Genomic DNA, 15,471 nt, shown 5'->3' with positions numbered 1-15,471 from the left:
GGAGACGCGTAATGACGCTGCCTATTGGTTCAGGTTTTTTTACCGGGGATATTCCGGGTAGGGTTAGCCCTACTAAAGTTGTTACTAATAAACCACAGAGTTTATTAGACCAGCCGGCTGCTCAAAAAACGAATACCGATTATGTAAAAAGCAGTGTCGAGGGCGTTGAACTTGCTAATCAACTGTTTAAAAGCAGTGCTAAAAGCAATGAATACAGCCAAACAATTTACGACCAACCGACAGCTCAAGTAAGTAAAGCGATTTCTACTTATACTGAATTTGCTAATTTAGAACGTAGAGCCGAAGTACAAAATTTAATAGGTGTTGATATATACGCTTAAAGCTTAATTGAGCGCTTTAGATAAATACAGCGATAAAATTCAATAAAAAGCCCGAACATGTGTTCGGGCTTTTTGTGTTCAAAACGAGGTGAAATTTACTGCTCAATAAAGCCAATCAGCTTATCTGCAATATCAGTATTATTTTGTGAGCCGATAAATTGCTCACTGCCTTTGCCATAGGCAAATACTTGAACGTCTACAGCGGTGTGTCCGCCAGTTGTCCAGCCAGTAAAGCTTGCATCACTAATAATACTTTTAACAGCTAAATTAAGCGCTTTTTCGCCCATTTTTTTAGCTTGCTCAAGTTTGATTTGGTTTTCAGTTGTAAATTCAATATTGGTGTTAGCAGTCCATACTGGTTTTAAGTCTTTAGACTCCATAAGTTTGTCTGTTAACTTACTAGCCGTTGCCTTAACACCTTTAATTACGTCTGTTTCCCATTTAAATTGGCCGTGCGAACCAATAGTTAAGCCGCCCGTTGAGTGATCGGCTGTAACTACAAGTATAGTGTCTTTATTTTTATCAACGTACGCTTTTGCTTTTTCGATTGATTTAGCAAAGTCGTCCATTTCAGCCATCGCACACGCTATATCGTTAGAGTGACCACACCAATCAATTTGGCTGCCCTCAATCATCACAAAAAAGCCTTCTTCATTCTGGTTATCTAGTAAACCAAGCGCTTTAGATGTTAACTGAGTAAGGCGAGTTGGGTTCATATCAAGGGCAAATGGCAAGCCTTTGCTTGCATACAAACCTATGGCAGGTATTTGTGTAATTTGTCCCAGATTATTAATATCGTCACCGTATTGGTAACCTGCCGCTTTAAATTCTTCAACTAAATTACGGTCGTCACGAATAAAATATTTAGTACCGCCACCTAGCATTAAATCAACAGGTAATTTACCAGCAATCTTATTATCAATATAATCGTTGGCAATATCATCGTAGTTGTAACGAGATTCATTGTGAGCTGTAAAGCTAGCAGGTGTTGCATGGTTTATTTGTGAAGTTGCTACAAGCGCTGTTGTCATACCGCGCTCTTTTGCCATTTCAAGCATGGTTTTAACTGGCTTTTTATCTGTATCTACAGCAACTGCACCATTATAACTTTTATGGCCGCTACTAAGCGCTGTAGCACCCGCAGCGCTGTCTGTTACATAAGTATGGTCATCAGGGTAGGTGTGAGCCATGCCTTTTAAAATAGTGTCAAAAACCGTGCCTTCTACTTCTTTTGTTGCAGGGTCATCTTTAAAATAGCGATAAGCCGTGGTGTAAGCCGGACCCATGCCGTCACCAATCATATAAATTACATTTTTAGGTGCTGATTCTGCGTAAGCACCAGAAGCGGTGCATAAAAGTGCCAATAAGCTGATCTGTTTTTTCATGGTTGTACCTTATGAGTGTACCTTATTTAATAGCCGCTGATATTGTATACAGATAGTATGATAAATAAATGAATATCTAAGATATTTATAATTTAGGGTTATATGAATAGAATTGTAGTTAACGCTGTTAGTTCTATTTATTTAAATTATACTGGTTATAGCTTAACTACATATGATGCTATCACCTTTTAATTGTTCAAAAGGCATACAAAGCAAATATATTTAAAAAGATCAGCTTATTTTTTTTGTAATTAAGCTTATGATATCGTTTAAATTTTATTTTATATTTTTTACTTTCTTTAGAACATCAAGATAATTAAATAGCGAATTTGGCACCATTTTCTCGGTTAGTGGTCTGACAACTTGTATGCTATAAATAATGATGCTCTAAATTAATAAAGGACTTGCCGTGCAGCCATTTAATATTGAAACCAATAACTTGAATATTCATGGCTTAAAAGTAGGTTCTGGGGATGGAATAGTAATAGCGTTGCATGGTTGGTTAGATAACTGCCACAGTTTTATACCAATGTTAAGTAAAGCTAAGCCAAAGCACACTTGGTACTGTATTGATTTTGTCGGGCATGGTTTATCATCTTGGCGAAGTGATGATGCACATTATTATTTTGTTGATTATATTGATGATGTGTACCAACTTATTAATGCGCTTGGTGTTAAAAAAGTGCATTTAGTTGGGCATTCGATGGGAGCCATGGTTGCAGGGCTTTTTGCTAGTTGCTTTGGTGATTATGTAAAATCTGTTACCTTTATTGAGGGGATTGGGTGTGTTACAACTCCCAGCGAAGGCGTATGTGAACAGCTAAAAAGTGCAGTATTAAATAGAGCGCGTTTAAAAAATAAGAAGCAGAGAGTTTATAAATCGAAAGAGCTTATTTATGAAGCACGTGCTCAAACAACCGATTTGAATAGTGAGCTTATTGCTCTTTTAATGCAGCGAAATATAAAATCGGTTTTAGATGGTTATACATTAACAACTGATCCAAAGCTTAAAAATCACTCAGGTTTTAGGTTTAATGAGGCGCAATGTATTGGTGCAATAAAAGATTTAATTGCACCGTGCCAATTAATTTTAGGTAACGAAGGTTATTCGTTTGTAAAACAAAATCTGGCAAAGTATATTAGTTATTACAATAGCTTAAAGGTAATTAATGTAGATGGTGGGCACCACTGTCATATGCAAAGTAGTGAACTATGTTTTAAGCATATTCAAGACTTTATGCTGCAAAATGGTGCATGTTAATTGTAAGTTTACGTAAAATGTGGGATTATTCCTCCATTAGAGTATTTGCTCAATTGTTAAAGCGCCTTACTTAGATTAAGGTTAATAAAAATATAATTATAAACAGGGGCTAAGAGTGGAAAAAATCTGGCTTAAGCGCTACCCAGAGGGTATGCCTGAAACAATCGATCCTGAGCATTACAACTCGTTACTCGAAGTGTTCGAAAAAAGTTTTACTGACTACACCGATTTACCTGCATTTACTAATATGGGTAAAACGCTGTCTTATAGCGAAATAGATACAGCAACAAAAAAAGTTGCTTCCTACATTCAAAATGATTTAGGTCTTAAAAAAGGCGACAAAGTTGCCGTAATGATGCCTAACTTACTACAAACACCAGTCACCATTTTAGGTATTTTACGTGCAGGTTGTGTGGTTGTAAATGTTAACCCACTTTACACTGTGCGTGAGTTAGAGCATCAGTTAAAGGATTCTGACACTACCGCTATTTTCATTTTAGCAAACTTTGCTGACACACTTGAAAAGTCACTTGCACACACTGATGTTAAACACATTGTAGTAACGCAAGTAGGCGATATGGTTGGTGGGCTTAAAAAGCACATAGTCAACTTTGTTGTTAAGCACATTAAAAAAATGGTGCCAAAGTTCAACTTACCAAACACAATTAACTTTTCAGACGTTCTAGCTGCAGACGAAACTAAATATACACGTCCTGAAATGAGCTTGTCCGATCTTGCTTTTTTACAGTACACCGGTGGCACAACAGGTGTATCAAAAGGGGCAATGCTGAGCCATGGCAATATGGTTGGTAACCTTGAGCAAGTTTCAGGCTGTTTAGACAAAGTGTTAAATCGTGGTACAGAAGTTGTTGTTACCGCTTTACCGCTTTATCATATATTTGCTTTAACAGCTAACTGCCTGACGTTTATGAAGTACGGTGGTTTAAATATATTAATCACAAATCCACGAGATATGCCTGGGTTTGTTAAAGAGCTAGGTCAGCATAAATTTACAGCTATTACTGGTGTTAATACGTTATTTAACGGTTTATTAAACACACCAGGTTTTGCTGAACTTGATTTCAGTCATTTAAAAATGTCACTTGGTGGCGGTATGGCCGTGCAACGTCCTGTTGCTGAAAAGTGGCAAAAAGTGACTGGCTCAAAATTAATGGAAGGCTATGGCCTTACAGAATGTTCTCCATTAGTAACTATTAGTCCTTATGATTTAGAAGCATATAACGGCTCTATTGGTTTGCCTGCGCCTAATACTGAGATTAAGCTAATACTTGATAACGGTGAAGAGGCCGCTAAAGGTGAACCGGGTGAAATGTGTGTGAAAGGCCCGCAGGTTATGGTGGGCTATTACAATCGACCAGATGCAACAGCTGAATGTTTAAAAGATGGCTGGTTTGCAACAGGTGATATTGCAACTTATGACGATGAAGGTTTCTTCTTTATTGTAGATCGCAAAAAAGACATGATCATTGTATCTGGCTTTAATGTTTTCCCTAATGAGATAGAAGAGGTAGTGGCTATGCACGAAGGTGTGCTTGAAGTTGCTGCTATTGGTATTCCTCACGATGTAAGTGGTGAACAAGTTAAAGTTTTTGTTGTTAAAAAAGACCCTTCTTTAACTGAAAAAGATATAATAAGTCACTGTCGTGATAATTTAACTAATTACAAGGTCCCAAAACTGGTAGAGTTTAGGGATGAGTTACCTAAAACTAACGTAGGTAAAATACTCCGAAGAGCCTTGAAAGATTAGCAACCTATAAAAAAGCCGACATATGTCGGCTTTTTTATTGTAGGAGATTAAGTGCAATACCAATTGATCGAAACCCAAAATCAACTGAACACTTTTGTTGAACAAATAAAAAATAAGCCTATTTTAGCTATTGATACTGAGTTTATGCGTCGTCGCACTTTGTATCCAGAAGTTGCACTTATCCAAGTTTTTGATGGTGAGCATTTAGCGCTTATCGATCCGTTAGCTGAGCTCTCATTATTCGATTTTTGGGAAATACTAAAAGATCCTAGTGTTTTAAAAGTACTGCATTCTCCTTCAGAAGATATTGAGGTTTTTCAAAAATACGCAGGCTTTGTTCCATCCCCACTTTTTGATACACAATTTGCGTTGCAGTTACTTGGGGAAGGTAACTGTATGGGCTTTGCCCTTATGGTAAAAGAGTTGCAAGGTATTGAAATAGATAAAAGTGAGTCACGCACTAACTGGCTACAACGTCCGTTAACTAAAAAACAGTTAGATTATGCTGCTGCAGATACTTTTTACTTATTGCCGTGTTTCGAGCTGATTATAGAGCGTATTAATGCCGCTGGGTTCTTTGACATTGTAATAAACGAAAGTGAATTGATAGCTAAAAAACGTGCGTTTCAAACACCAGACGAGCTTTTATATAAAGATATTAAAAATGCATGGCAACTCAAACCGCACGAACTTGCGGTTTTAAAAGAACTTGCTGTATGGCGCAGAAACAAAGCCATTAAGAAAAATTTAGCGCTAAATTTTGTGTTAAAAGAACATAACATGACTGAAATTGCCAAACGTGGTCCTTCAAGTTTAAATGCTCTACGTCAAATTCCAGGAGTTGAAGCTATTGAAGTTAATCGCTCTGGTGTAGATATAATCAAGTGTATTGAAGTTGCCAAAGCAGTACCAGATGCTGAGCATCCTGAAGTACTTAAGCGCTTAATTGATTTTCCTACTTATAAAAAAGTAGCCAAAGATATTAAACAAAAGATCACTAAAGTCGCTAAAGAGCACAATATACCAGAAGACGTTATGGCCTCTAAAAAGCAAATTAATCAATTGATTAGTTGGAATTGGAAGTTAACTAATGAGCAAAAACAAAGCCATATTAAGCCTGATTTATTAAGCTCTTGGCGATATACCTACGTTAAAGACGCTTTAAAAGAGTGGGATACTTAAGACTAGATATTTTTTTTACTGTGTAATACTTATACCAATCCGCAATAATACTTAATCGTTTTGCGGCGCTAAACGTGTCGTTACCTGTGTTAAAAAATCTCATTTAGAACAACTAAATAGCGATTTTTTTGCCTAGCTATCAACACGTTTTTCCATCCTCAAAATAGATCACTTAATTAAGCGAATTGGTATTATCTATAATTTTTGTGTTACATAGTGAAAAAGTTTTAGTTGCATGCAAGGGATTAAAACGTAGATATTTAGAAAGTTATTAAAAAGTAAATGAAAATAAAGAGGGCGCTTATAAAGCGCCCTTTCTTCAATTACTTCTTTTCTTCATCAGGTAGTGTAACGTTTAGCTCAAGTACGGCTAAATCGTCTTCGTTTTGATCAAACTGAACCTGAACTGCATCGGTACTTACGTTCACGTATTTACGGATCACATCTAAAATATCTTGTTTTAATTGTGGTAAGTAATCCGGCGTTCCTCGCTGAGAACGCTCGTGCGCGACAATGATCTGCAATCGCTCTTTTGCTAGTGACGCACTGTTTTTCTTTTCTGAGCGGAAGTAGTCAAGTAAAGACACGTTAACCTCCAAAAATCCGTTTAAATAAGCCTTTTTTCTCAACGTCTAAGAAGCGAAAATCGACGGTTTCACCTAGTAAGCGGTTAATTGCATCAGAATAAGCTTGGCCTGCATCAGATTCTGTATCCAATATAACAGGTTGGCCTGAGTTTGAAGCACTTAATACCGCTTGCGATTCAGGAATAACCCCTAATAATGGGATTGACAGAATATCTTGCACATCTTCTACCGATAGCATTTCACCTTTTTCAACACGACCAGGGTTATAGCGTGTTAATAGTAAGTGTTCTTTAATATTTTCTAGGCCTTCTTCAGCACGTTTTGATTTGCTGTGTAAAATACCTAAAATACGATCTGAATCTCGAACTGACGACACCTCTGGGTTTGTTGTAACAATTGCTTCATCAGCAAAGTACATCGCCATCATAGCGCCAGCTTCAATACCTGCTGGTGAATCACATACTATGTAATCAAAGTCTTCTTTTAGTTCATTTAGTACGCGTTCAACACCTTCACGTGTTAAAGCATCTTTATCACGAGTTTGTGAAGCAGGTAGTAAAAATAATTTATCTACACGTTTATCTTTAATAAGCGCTTGGTTAAGGTTTGCCTCACCATTAATTACATTTACAAAGTCATAAACAACGCGGCGTTCACAACCCATAATTAAATCTAAGTTACGTAAACCAATATCAAAGTCGATAATAACTGTTTTATAGCCTTTTAACGCTAAGCCTGTGCCAATTGCAGCACTTGATGTTGTTTTACCAACACCGCCTTTACCTGAGGTAACGACAATTACTTTTGCCATGAGATTTATCCTTTAACCAAAGCTGAAATTTCTAATGATTCGTCTTTTTGTTGTATTTGCACTGCATTTCCCCAATGTTCACCTTGTAGCGAATCACTGATCCAGTAATTACCATCTATTGAAACCAGCTCGGCTTCAAGTTTTTGGCAAAAAATGTGTGCTTCTTTAAAACCTTTTGCGCCTGCAATAGCGCGACCGCGTAGCGTGCCATAAATATGCACATTCCCATCGGCAATGACTTCCGCACCATGACTAACTGCGCCAAGTACTATCAAATCTCTATCTTTTGCATAAACTTGTTGTCCAGAGCGAACTGTACCGCTGATAATTTGCGCCGGTAAATGCACCGTTTTTTCTACAATCGATGTATTGGGCTCTTGTTTAACAGGTTCGCTCTTAACGTCTTGTGAATAATTTAAAACAGATAAGCCAGCAGCCTTTGCTTGAGTATGTTGCTCATCTGAGCCATTACACACACCAACCGCATTAAAACTCATTCGCTCGATTAATGATTTTAAGTGAACAAAATCAAGTGAACTGTTTTTAATTTCAATTAAATTAACGACAATAGGCGCACCCTCAAAAAACTTAGGGGCCTGGGCTATTTTTACATACAGTTGTTCTGCTAAAAGGTTTATATCAGTACTATAAAGATGCAAAACTGATAACGTAAAAAGATTCCCTTTTAACTCAAAAATTTGGTCCGACATACACGCTCAATTGATTTGTCTGATTAGAAATTAATTTTAGATAAACGTAGGCTGAATAGGGCCTTTATTGAAATTTCTAATCTAATTTTTCTAACTTATTATTACTCTCATGTTATAGTGTGCGGCATTGTTAAGCAAGAATTTATAGGGCCATAATGCTCACTGCAGTATATAAAAGTAAGAAAAAAGCGGATACGTTCTTATTTGTTGAAAAAAGAGATGATTTTAGTAAAGTTCCGGAACCTTTGATGGCTATGTTTGGTCAACCTGTTTATGTGATGATCATCAATTTAGCAAAACGTGAGCATTTAGGTGGGGCAGATTTAGAAACTGTAAAAGCAGCGTTATCAAATCCTGATAAAGGCTACTACTTACAAATTCCACCACCTGAGCAAAATTTGCTAAGCCAATTACGAAAAGACAATGGAGTTGATAGTGATTAAAAAACTTATCGTTATATTATGTGGTGTATGTTTAAGCTCACCTGTTATGGCAAAAACTCAGGCTGAATTTCAAGATTATTTAGCGAATTTAAAGCAAGAAGCTATCGCAAAAGGTTACGAAGCCAAACTTATTGACGATGCGTTTGCAACAGCAACGTATAAAGAAAAAGTGGTTTCGGCTGACAAAAACCAGCCAGAAGTAAAAGAAACCCTTGAAACGTATTTACCAAAACGTGTACCACAATGGAAAATTGACCGCGCACGTAAGCTTTACGCAGAAAACAAAGAGGTACTTGAAAAAGTAGCGAAAGAGTTTGGCGTACAAGCACGCTTTATAGTCGCGCTTTGGGGACTTGAAAGTAACTTTGGTACAATTCAAGGCGGTCATAACGTTACTTCATCATTAGTGACACTTGCTTTTGATGGACGCCGAGAAGCACTTTATAAGCGCCAGCTTTGGGCTGCACTGGATATTTTAAAGTCGGGCCACATAACGCTTGATAAATTTAAAGGCTCTTGGGCAGGCGCAATGGGGCAAACGCAATTTATGCCTACCTCTTTTAATGCTTACGCGGTTGATTACAATAACGATGGCCGTAAAGATATTTGGACTACAAAAGAAGATGCTTTTGCCTCAATTGCTAATTACCTAAAGCAAGAAGGCTGGAATGACTCTCTTACGTGGGGTCGCCAAGTTCAGTTACCTGAAAACTTTGATAGTAAATACGTTTTAGTGCGTGGTACAAAAACTCGCAAGCAGTGGTTAGAATATTGGAACGACTCAGAGCGCTCATTAGCTGATTGGCAAGCACTGGGTGTTCGTAAAGCTGATGGTTCTGATTTACCTAATGTAGACGTACGTGCTGCGCTGGTTATGCCTGATGATATAAATGGACGTATGTACTTAGCGTACGATAACTACAAAGTGTTTATGCATTGGAATCGCTCGTATTACTTTGCTACTAGTGTAGGTTACTTGTCGGATAGAATTGGTTATCCAAAAATCTAATTTTTAAAATATACCTATAAATAAAGCCGCAATTGCGGCTTTATTCTTTTTTGAATATCTTTTCTTTTAGGTCAATAACTTTACCAATTCCAGAACCTAGCTTCATTAGCTTATTAAGTTGCTCTGGCGTTAAACGCTGTAGTTCTGATGACCATTTAGTGACGGTTTCAAGTAGGTTGTGAATCTCACCCATTTGTTTTTGTGCGTAAAGTTCATCGTCGTTACTGGCTTCGTCTAATAAGTTATCGCGTAGTAGTGTTAAGGTGGGCTCAATTTCACGTTTTTTACGTTCTTCAAATACGCGATTTGCCATATCCCAAATATCGCCAGCAGGGGCGTAGTACTCTTTACGATCGCCAGGAATATGCTGTACTTTAATTAACTGCCACGATTGCAGCTCTTTAATGCCCATACTTACATTACCGCGAGAAATACTAAGCGCATCTGCAATCTCATTAGCTGTCATTGGGTTTTTAGTAATAATCAGCAAACCACACATTTGTCCGATCGTACGATTGAATCCCCATCGGCTGCCCATCTCACCACAATGCATTACAAAGGCAAAATTCTTTTCGGATAAACTCATAGCTTAGTAACTTTCAGTAATTTCAGAAAGTAAATGCTAGCACGCTCATTATGGATAGCAAGTTCTTAGCAGGCTTATAAGTTAATTTAAATGACTAAAATATGATTTAGATTAATATTTATACATCTATATTAGGATATGTTGTACACAACAATACGTAAATAAATCCTTATTTTAATTTTTTTTTCACATACGATGGAATGACTATGAAAGCTGCAATTAATACTCAATACAAAGGTAAATTAGAAATAACAGACTTACCAATTCCTGAGGTGGGAATAAATGATGTTTTAGTAAAAATAGCGGCCTGTGGCGTTTGCCATACCGATTTACATGCCTGTCATGGGGATTGGCCAGTAAAACCAAAAATGCCATTAGTACCAGGGCACGAAGGTGTCGGTGTTATCGAAAAAGTCGGAAGCAACATTAAGCACTTAGAAGTTGGCGATAGAGTCGGTATTCCTTGGCTCTATAGTGCATGTGGGCACTGTGAGTTTTGCCTAGATGGTAAAGAAACACTGTGTTTATCGCAGCACAATACTGGCTATTCTATTGACGGTAGTTATGCAGAATATTGTTTAGCGCATGGCGACTACGTTGTAAAAATACCAGAAGAACTCGGTTTTTCTGAGGCTGCTCCATTATTTTGTGCAGGTGTTACAACCTATAAAGCATTAAAAGTATCCGGTGCTAAACCAGGGCAGTGGGTTGCTATTGTTGGTGTGGGCGGGCTTGGTCATTTAGCAGTACAGTACGCTAAAGCAATGGGTTTTAATGTAATAGCTGTTGATACAGGTAAAGAAAAACTCGCGCTTGCTAAAGAGCTAGGCGCAGATATCACCCTCGATTTTAAAGAGGTGGTTCCAAGCGAAGCTATTTTTGAACAAGTCGGTGGCGCGCATGGTGTTGTGTGTACTGCGGTGTCTAAAGCGGGGTTTGAACAAGCCTATAAAAGTGTACGCCGTGGCGGTAAATGCGTATTAGTGGGATTACCTCCAGAGGATATGCCACTTCCTATTTTTGATACTGTGCTTAATGGCATTTCAGTAGTTGGCTCTATTGTTGGTACACGTAAAGATTTGCAAGAATGCTTGGAATTTGCAGCGCAAGGTAAAGTAAAAGCGATTATTGAAGAAAAACGCTTAGAGGACATTAACGAAATTTTTGATGATATGCTCAAAGGTGAAATTAACGGTCGCATAGTGGTTACTATTTAATTTAGATTAAGCGTTTATAAAACACAAAAAAGCACGGCTTCTAAATCAGAAAACCGTGCTTTTTAAGTATTTAACTAACCTGAGCGCTGAAAATAGCTGCTTGAGATAGATTTATTATCCAGAGTTCAGGTTAACCAATTAAAGTGTGTAACTAAAACTTAGTTTTGCATTACGCTCTTCGCCTGGCATACCACCTAAAAACATCGCTTTTGAGTAATACTTTTTGTTGAACAAGTTATTTAAGTTTAACTGCATATGCCATTTATCAGTTGTATACGATACAGCTGTATCGTAAGTCGTGTAACTTGGTACATAACCATCAGGAATCGAAAACGAACTTGAATTAGTACTTCTGTTATCTACAAATGTAATACCACCACTTATATTTACAGCTTCAGGTAAATTAAACATATCTGCGTAGTAGGTTACCCACGTACTTGCTGTTACGTAAGGCACACCTTTTTGGCGTGTGTCGTAACTGCTGCTATTAGGATTACTTTTGTCACGTGCATCTTGATAAATACCGTTTACGTTTACTTTCCATTTATCGTTCAAGTAAGCATTTAAATCAAGCTCAACACCTTTTGTTTGCTCTTTACCATCATAATAGCTTTCAGGTACATCTGAGCCTGATGTTAATGCGTCATAAAGCGGGTTTGCGTATTCTAAATTAGTACGAGAGCTTTCAAATATAACAACAGATGCGAGTAGTTGGTCATCAAATGCTTTAAATCTAAAGCCTAGGTCGTTACTTATAGACTCTGAATCTTCACGGTCAGCTTCGTTTCCTGCCACAGAGCCTAATACACTATACGCTGTACGCCCTTTTGAATGATTTACAAATACAGATAAATCTTCAGATGGCTGATACGTTGCACCAAGGTTATACGTTAAGCCAGAATCTGATGTACTCGCTTCAGGTGTTGGCTCTGCACGGCTAGAACTGTAGCGCTCATCAACACCAAAGTGCTCATAAGTTTGCTCAATTCGGTTATATGCCACACCAATACGCGTTGTAAGTTCTTCAGTTATGTAACCAACATGTTGAATGCCTAAGCCCCATGCTTGTACTTTTTTATTGTAGTCACTTGTTTTAAGCGGATCGTAATCTTCAAAGTTACCGGTTGGCCAATTTGGTTCTCTTATATCGTAAATATACGGCAAAGAACCTTGGTACGTTATATCACCATCATTGTTTGTGAGTACGTAATCTTGATCCCATATTGAGAATTGTTTAAAACGAATATCTCTATCTTCGTAGTTGGCGTTAACTAGTAATTCGTTATCTACGTCTCCTAACATAAAGTCATAACGTAAATCTAAGAAGTACTGCCATGATTTTTCATCTGCTTCTACTTGGCGGTATTCTTGGCGGCGTGCTGCATACGGGTAAAGTACACCGTCTTCAACTAATGGAGCACGAGGGTCGTTATTAATTATTCCATCGCGTGTCGAATAGACGTAGTTATATGCACCTGTTTGGCGCGCAAAACTTGATGTGTAGTTACGGTACTGTAGCTGCTGGTTTAAAAACAAATCGTCAGTAATGTAATAGTTATGCGTTAATTTAAAACGCAACTCTTCACCTTCGTTAGCATCAGCCATTGGTGAAATAATACCATTTGTGCCAAAGCTATAAGGTGTTAAGCCATCAGATGCAGATAATGAATTAGCAAGTTGGTCGCGTTGTGCATCACTTAACTGTACGCCGCTTCCTGTTGGATCGTTTACTAAATCGGCACCAGTTACTTCACCCGCGCTTAAGCCGTTTGCAGTTTCTGCACTGTAAATACGAATAGGATGACCAATAGAATCAACCGCTATTTCATCTTTTATATAGGCTGCAGAAAGCATGATGTTTTGTCTGTCATTAAGCACGTATTTAAGTGAGGTATAAATTTCGTCGCGATCTTCTTTTAAATCGCGAAAGCCGTCACTTGACGCTGTTTTAGCCATTACACGATAAGCTAAATCATCTGTTATAGCGTTAGTGCTATCAAACGATAATGAATAGCTATCCCACTGGCCAAGCTCAGCCGCAACTTTGTGTTTTTCTTCAAACTCTGGTTTTTTTTCAATTAGGTTAATTACGCCACCTGCACTACCAATGCCATATAAACCTGTTGCAGGGCCTTTTAAAACCTCAACAGATTCAACATTTGTAAGTGAACGAGTTGGGTTAAATGTATTCCCCAGGCCTGCACCACCATACATACCATCGTAGGTGTAGTTTGCATCTAAACCACGAATTACTAAGTTATCACCAATACCGTAATTATTACCTGCTTGTGTTAAGCCACTTACGTTTCTAACTAAATCTTGTAAGCTATCTACACCTTGAGATTCAATCAGTTCTCGGTCAATAATTACTACCGGTGCAGGAGTTTCCATTAAAGACATGTCTGATTTAGTAGCAAGACCAGAGCTCATCACCACGCGGTTTTGCTTTTCGTATACGCTGATGCGTTCAATATCAGGATTAACTTGTGTATTTTGGGCAAATCCCACATTTGCATTTAAACAAGCAAGAGTAATAAGAGAGTACTTAAACGTTTTCATAGAGTGATAACTATTCGCGTTATTGAATTTTCGCGAATGATAATGGTTATTGTTTTTAAAGTGAATAGAAAGTTCATTTTATTTGATTAAATAAAACTGTTCGGATAATTAATAGACAAAAGCGAGTCTAATAGGGGGGCGGTGACCCTTTTATGGCATATTCAATATAGGTGAGAGTTTTATTAAGGCTGAGTAAACTCAGCCTTAATAGCGTGTATTTACAACTGGTTTTTATAAACAACACCTGCTTTCATTACAAAAGGTACTGCCTCTAAGGTTTTAATACTTTTAAGAGGATTTGCTTTTACCGCAATTATATCAGCTGCAAATCCGGTTTTAATTTGTCCTAACTGAGTATCCATTTTTAATAACTTAGCGCTATTAATAGTTGATGCTTGAATGGCTTGTAGTTCTGTCATGCCAAATTCAACCATGCGGCTAAACTGTTTTGCATTATCTCCGTGCGGGTAAATTGCTGCATCGGTACCGAACACCATTTTAACACCCGCTTTTACGGCACGGCTAAAGCTATCACGTTGCCTTTTAGAAACTTGGCGCTCTTTATTTAGGTTTTCTTCGTCTACGCCGTTTTGCTCGCCATAAGTGAGTGTGTATTCGGTGTTATAAATATCCATAGAAAGCCAAGTTCCATGCTCTTTGGCAAGCGCTATCGCTTCGTCATCTAAAAAGCTGGCATGCTCTACGCTATCAACACCTGCTTTAATGGCTGTTTTTATACCGCTTGTACCGTGTGCGTGAGCAGCTACTGGTAAATCTCGCATATGGGCTTCATCAACAATGGCTTTCATTTCTTCAAAAGAATACTGCTGTGCACCTACTTTAGTCCCTTTTGAAAATACTCCACCTGTGGCGCAAAACTTAATAGCATTTGCCCCGTATTTAATATTTTCGCGTACTTTTATACGCGCAGCCCATGGACCGTCTGCGACGCCACTTGAAGTATATTTAAGCTCAGGAGGCAGGCGGTTGTTATCACAGTGCCCGCCAGTAATGCCGAGTGATGGGCCTGCAGCCCAAATACGAGGGCCAACTATGTCACCCGCATTTATGCCGTCACGCACGGCTATGACGCTGTAACCTTCTGCGCCAACATTACGTACTGTTGTAAATCCAGCTTCTAAGGTTTTTTTAGCAAAATGAGCCGCTTTAATCGCCATTCTAGGAACTGACTGGCCTAAACGCTCACTGCGCGGCACCGTAGGGTCACTCGTTAAATGCACATGCATATCCATTAAACCTGGCATAAGGGTTAAATCAGGGAGTTGAATGTGTTTATCATCTTTAGTCAGCGTTGGTTTTTTATTTTGTTCAATGTTTGTAATTACGCCATCATCAATAGTAATTAAGGGTGATTTAATGAGCTTGCCATCTTTAACATCAACCATGGCTTTAGCCGATAGGTATGTAACTGCATGGCTATTAAAAGTGGTTAAGCAAAGTAAGGCAATAGAGGTGCTGAGTAGTTGTTTTTTCATTTTATTTTTCTTTTAAATCATATTTGAATTAATAGAAATGTAACAAGTTCAGATAAAAGTGCAAATTTAATACGATGAATGCAATCTATCGTAATTTCTTTATTAAGCACGGTTTA

Annotated in this window: 14 protein-coding genes; 7 read left to right on the top strand and 7 right to left on the bottom strand. The window is 38.0% G+C overall.

Annotated features, from left to right (window positions below; translation table 11 throughout):
• Positions 1–11 precede the first annotated feature (11 nt).
• Positions 12–341: a hypothetical protein gene (locus tag H5161_RS03495; RefSeq protein ID WP_007580633.1), complete on the top strand. Its 330-nt coding sequence runs from the start codon at positions 12–14 to the stop codon at positions 339–341.
• 95 nt (positions 342–436) lie between these two features.
• Here H5161_RS03495 and H5161_RS03490 read toward each other — a convergent pair whose 3' ends face one another.
• Complete coding sequence (locus tag H5161_RS03490) at positions 437–1,726, bottom strand: alkaline phosphatase (protein ID WP_182692913.1); 1,290 nt, start codon at positions 1,724–1,726, stop codon at positions 437–439.
• A 409-nt stretch (positions 1,727–2,135) separates the two neighbouring features.
• Here H5161_RS03490 and H5161_RS03485 point away from each other — a divergent pair, with 409 nt between their 5' ends.
• The 3 genes from H5161_RS03485 to rnd all read left to right on the top strand — a co-directional run bounded on the left by H5161_RS03485 (position 2,136) and on the right by rnd (position 5,937).
• On the top strand, positions 2,136–2,987 hold the full coding sequence (locus H5161_RS03485) for an alpha/beta hydrolase (protein ID WP_182768689.1): 852 nt from the start codon (positions 2,136–2,138) through the stop codon (positions 2,985–2,987).
• A 115-nt stretch (positions 2,988–3,102) separates the two neighbouring features.
• A complete protein-coding gene (gene fadD, locus H5161_RS03480) occupies positions 3,103–4,755 on the top strand; it encodes a long-chain-fatty-acid--CoA ligase FadD (RefSeq protein ID WP_182672373.1) in 1,653 nt (550 codons plus the stop codon).
• 51 nt (positions 4,756–4,806) lie between these two features.
• A complete protein-coding gene (gene rnd / locus H5161_RS03475) occupies positions 4,807–5,937 on the top strand; it encodes a ribonuclease D (RefSeq protein WP_165723876.1) in 1,131 nt (376 codons plus the stop codon).
• A 323-nt stretch (positions 5,938–6,260) separates the two neighbouring features.
• On the opposite strand, the gene minE is transcribed toward rnd, so the two are convergent.
• The 3 genes from minE to minC are packed head-to-tail and all read right to left on the bottom strand — an operon-like array spanning position 6,261 to position 8,045.
• On the bottom strand, positions 6,261–6,524 hold the full coding sequence (minE, locus tag H5161_RS03470) for a cell division topological specificity factor MinE (RefSeq protein ID WP_004334706.1): 264 nt from the start codon (positions 6,522–6,524) through the stop codon (positions 6,261–6,263).
• A gap of 1 nt (position 6,525) precedes the next feature.
• Positions 6,526–7,335: a septum site-determining protein MinD gene (gene minD, locus H5161_RS03465; RefSeq protein WP_004334708.1), complete on the bottom strand. Its 810-nt coding sequence runs from the start codon at positions 7,333–7,335 to the stop codon at positions 6,526–6,528.
• A 5-nt stretch (positions 7,336–7,340) separates the two neighbouring features.
• Complete coding sequence (minC, locus tag H5161_RS03460) at positions 7,341–8,045, bottom strand: septum site-determining protein MinC (RefSeq protein WP_024596847.1); 705 nt, start codon at positions 8,043–8,045, stop codon at positions 7,341–7,343.
• 155 nt (positions 8,046–8,200) lie between these two features.
• Between minC and H5161_RS03455 the strand changes: the two genes are divergently transcribed.
• Positions 8,201–8,488, top strand: coding sequence for a YcgL domain-containing protein (locus H5161_RS03455; RefSeq protein WP_004334712.1), 288 nt, complete (start codon positions 8,201–8,203; stop codon positions 8,486–8,488).
• Entirely contained in the window at positions 8,481–9,497 is a 1,017-nt protein-coding gene (locus tag H5161_RS03450; protein ID WP_182768688.1) for a lytic transglycosylase domain-containing protein, read from the top strand. The genes H5161_RS03455 and H5161_RS03450 overlap by 8 nt, the downstream gene beginning before the upstream one ends.
• Before the next feature lie 40 nt (positions 9,498–9,537).
• On the opposite strand, the gene H5161_RS03445 is transcribed toward H5161_RS03450, so the two are convergent.
• The gene (locus H5161_RS03445) at positions 9,538–10,083 is read right to left on the bottom strand and encodes a GbsR/MarR family transcriptional regulator (protein ID WP_024596846.1); all 546 of its coding nucleotides are present in this window, start codon (positions 10,081–10,083) and stop codon (positions 9,538–9,540) included.
• 206 nt (positions 10,084–10,289) lie between these two features.
• Here H5161_RS03445 and adhP point away from each other — a divergent pair, with 206 nt between their 5' ends.
• Entirely contained in the window at positions 10,290–11,300 is a 1,011-nt protein-coding gene (gene adhP, locus H5161_RS03440; protein ID WP_024596845.1) for an alcohol dehydrogenase AdhP, read from the top strand.
• A 138-nt stretch (positions 11,301–11,438) separates the two neighbouring features.
• Here adhP and H5161_RS03435 read toward each other — a convergent pair whose 3' ends face one another.
• The gene (locus H5161_RS03435) at positions 11,439–13,859 is read right to left on the bottom strand and encodes a TonB-dependent siderophore receptor (RefSeq protein WP_182768687.1); all 2,421 of its coding nucleotides are present in this window, start codon (positions 13,857–13,859) and stop codon (positions 11,439–11,441) included.
• A 218-nt stretch (positions 13,860–14,077) separates the two neighbouring features.
• On the bottom strand, positions 14,078–15,355 hold the full coding sequence (locus H5161_RS03430; RefSeq protein WP_154902860.1) for an amidohydrolase family protein: 1,278 nt from the start codon (positions 15,353–15,355) through the stop codon (positions 14,078–14,080).
• Positions 15,356–15,471: the final 116 nt, after the last annotated feature.

The sequence above is a fragment of the Pseudoalteromonas sp. SG43-5 genome (assembly GCF_014164345.1).
GTDB lineage: Bacteria > Pseudomonadota > Gammaproteobacteria > Enterobacterales > Alteromonadaceae > Pseudoalteromonas > Pseudoalteromonas distincta.
This window is presented reverse-complemented; position numbering and strand designations above follow the sequence as displayed.

Excerpts from the sequence above, each read along its gene's own strand:
- H5161_RS03495 (WP_007580633.1), top strand. The coding sequence starts at position 12 with ATGACGCTGCCTATTGGTTCAGGTTTTTTTACCGGGGATATTCCGGGT.
- H5161_RS03490 (WP_182692913.1), bottom strand. The coding sequence starts at position 1,726 with ATGAAAAAACAGATCAGCTTATTGGCACTTTTATGCACCGCTTCTGGT.
- minD (WP_004334708.1), bottom strand. The coding sequence starts at position 7,335 with ATGGCAAAAGTAATTGTCGTTACCTCAGGTAAAGGCGGTGTTGGTAAA.
- minC (WP_024596847.1), bottom strand. The coding sequence starts at position 8,045 with ATGTCGGACCAAATTTTTGAGTTAAAAGGGAATCTTTTTACGTTATCA.
- H5161_RS03455 (WP_004334712.1), top strand. The coding sequence starts at position 8,201 with ATGCTCACTGCAGTATATAAAAGTAAGAAAAAAGCGGATACGTTCTTA.
- H5161_RS03445 (WP_024596846.1), bottom strand. The coding sequence starts at position 10,083 with ATGAGTTTATCCGAAAAGAATTTTGCCTTTGTAATGCATTGTGGTGAG.
- adhP (WP_024596845.1), top strand. The coding sequence starts at position 10,290 with ATGAAAGCTGCAATTAATACTCAATACAAAGGTAAATTAGAAATAACA.
- H5161_RS03435 (WP_182768687.1), bottom strand. The coding sequence starts at position 13,859 with ATGAAAACGTTTAAGTACTCTCTTATTACTCTTGCTTGTTTAAATGCA.
- H5161_RS03430 (WP_154902860.1), bottom strand. The coding sequence starts at position 15,355 with ATGAAAAAACAACTACTCAGCACCTCTATTGCCTTACTTTGCTTAACC.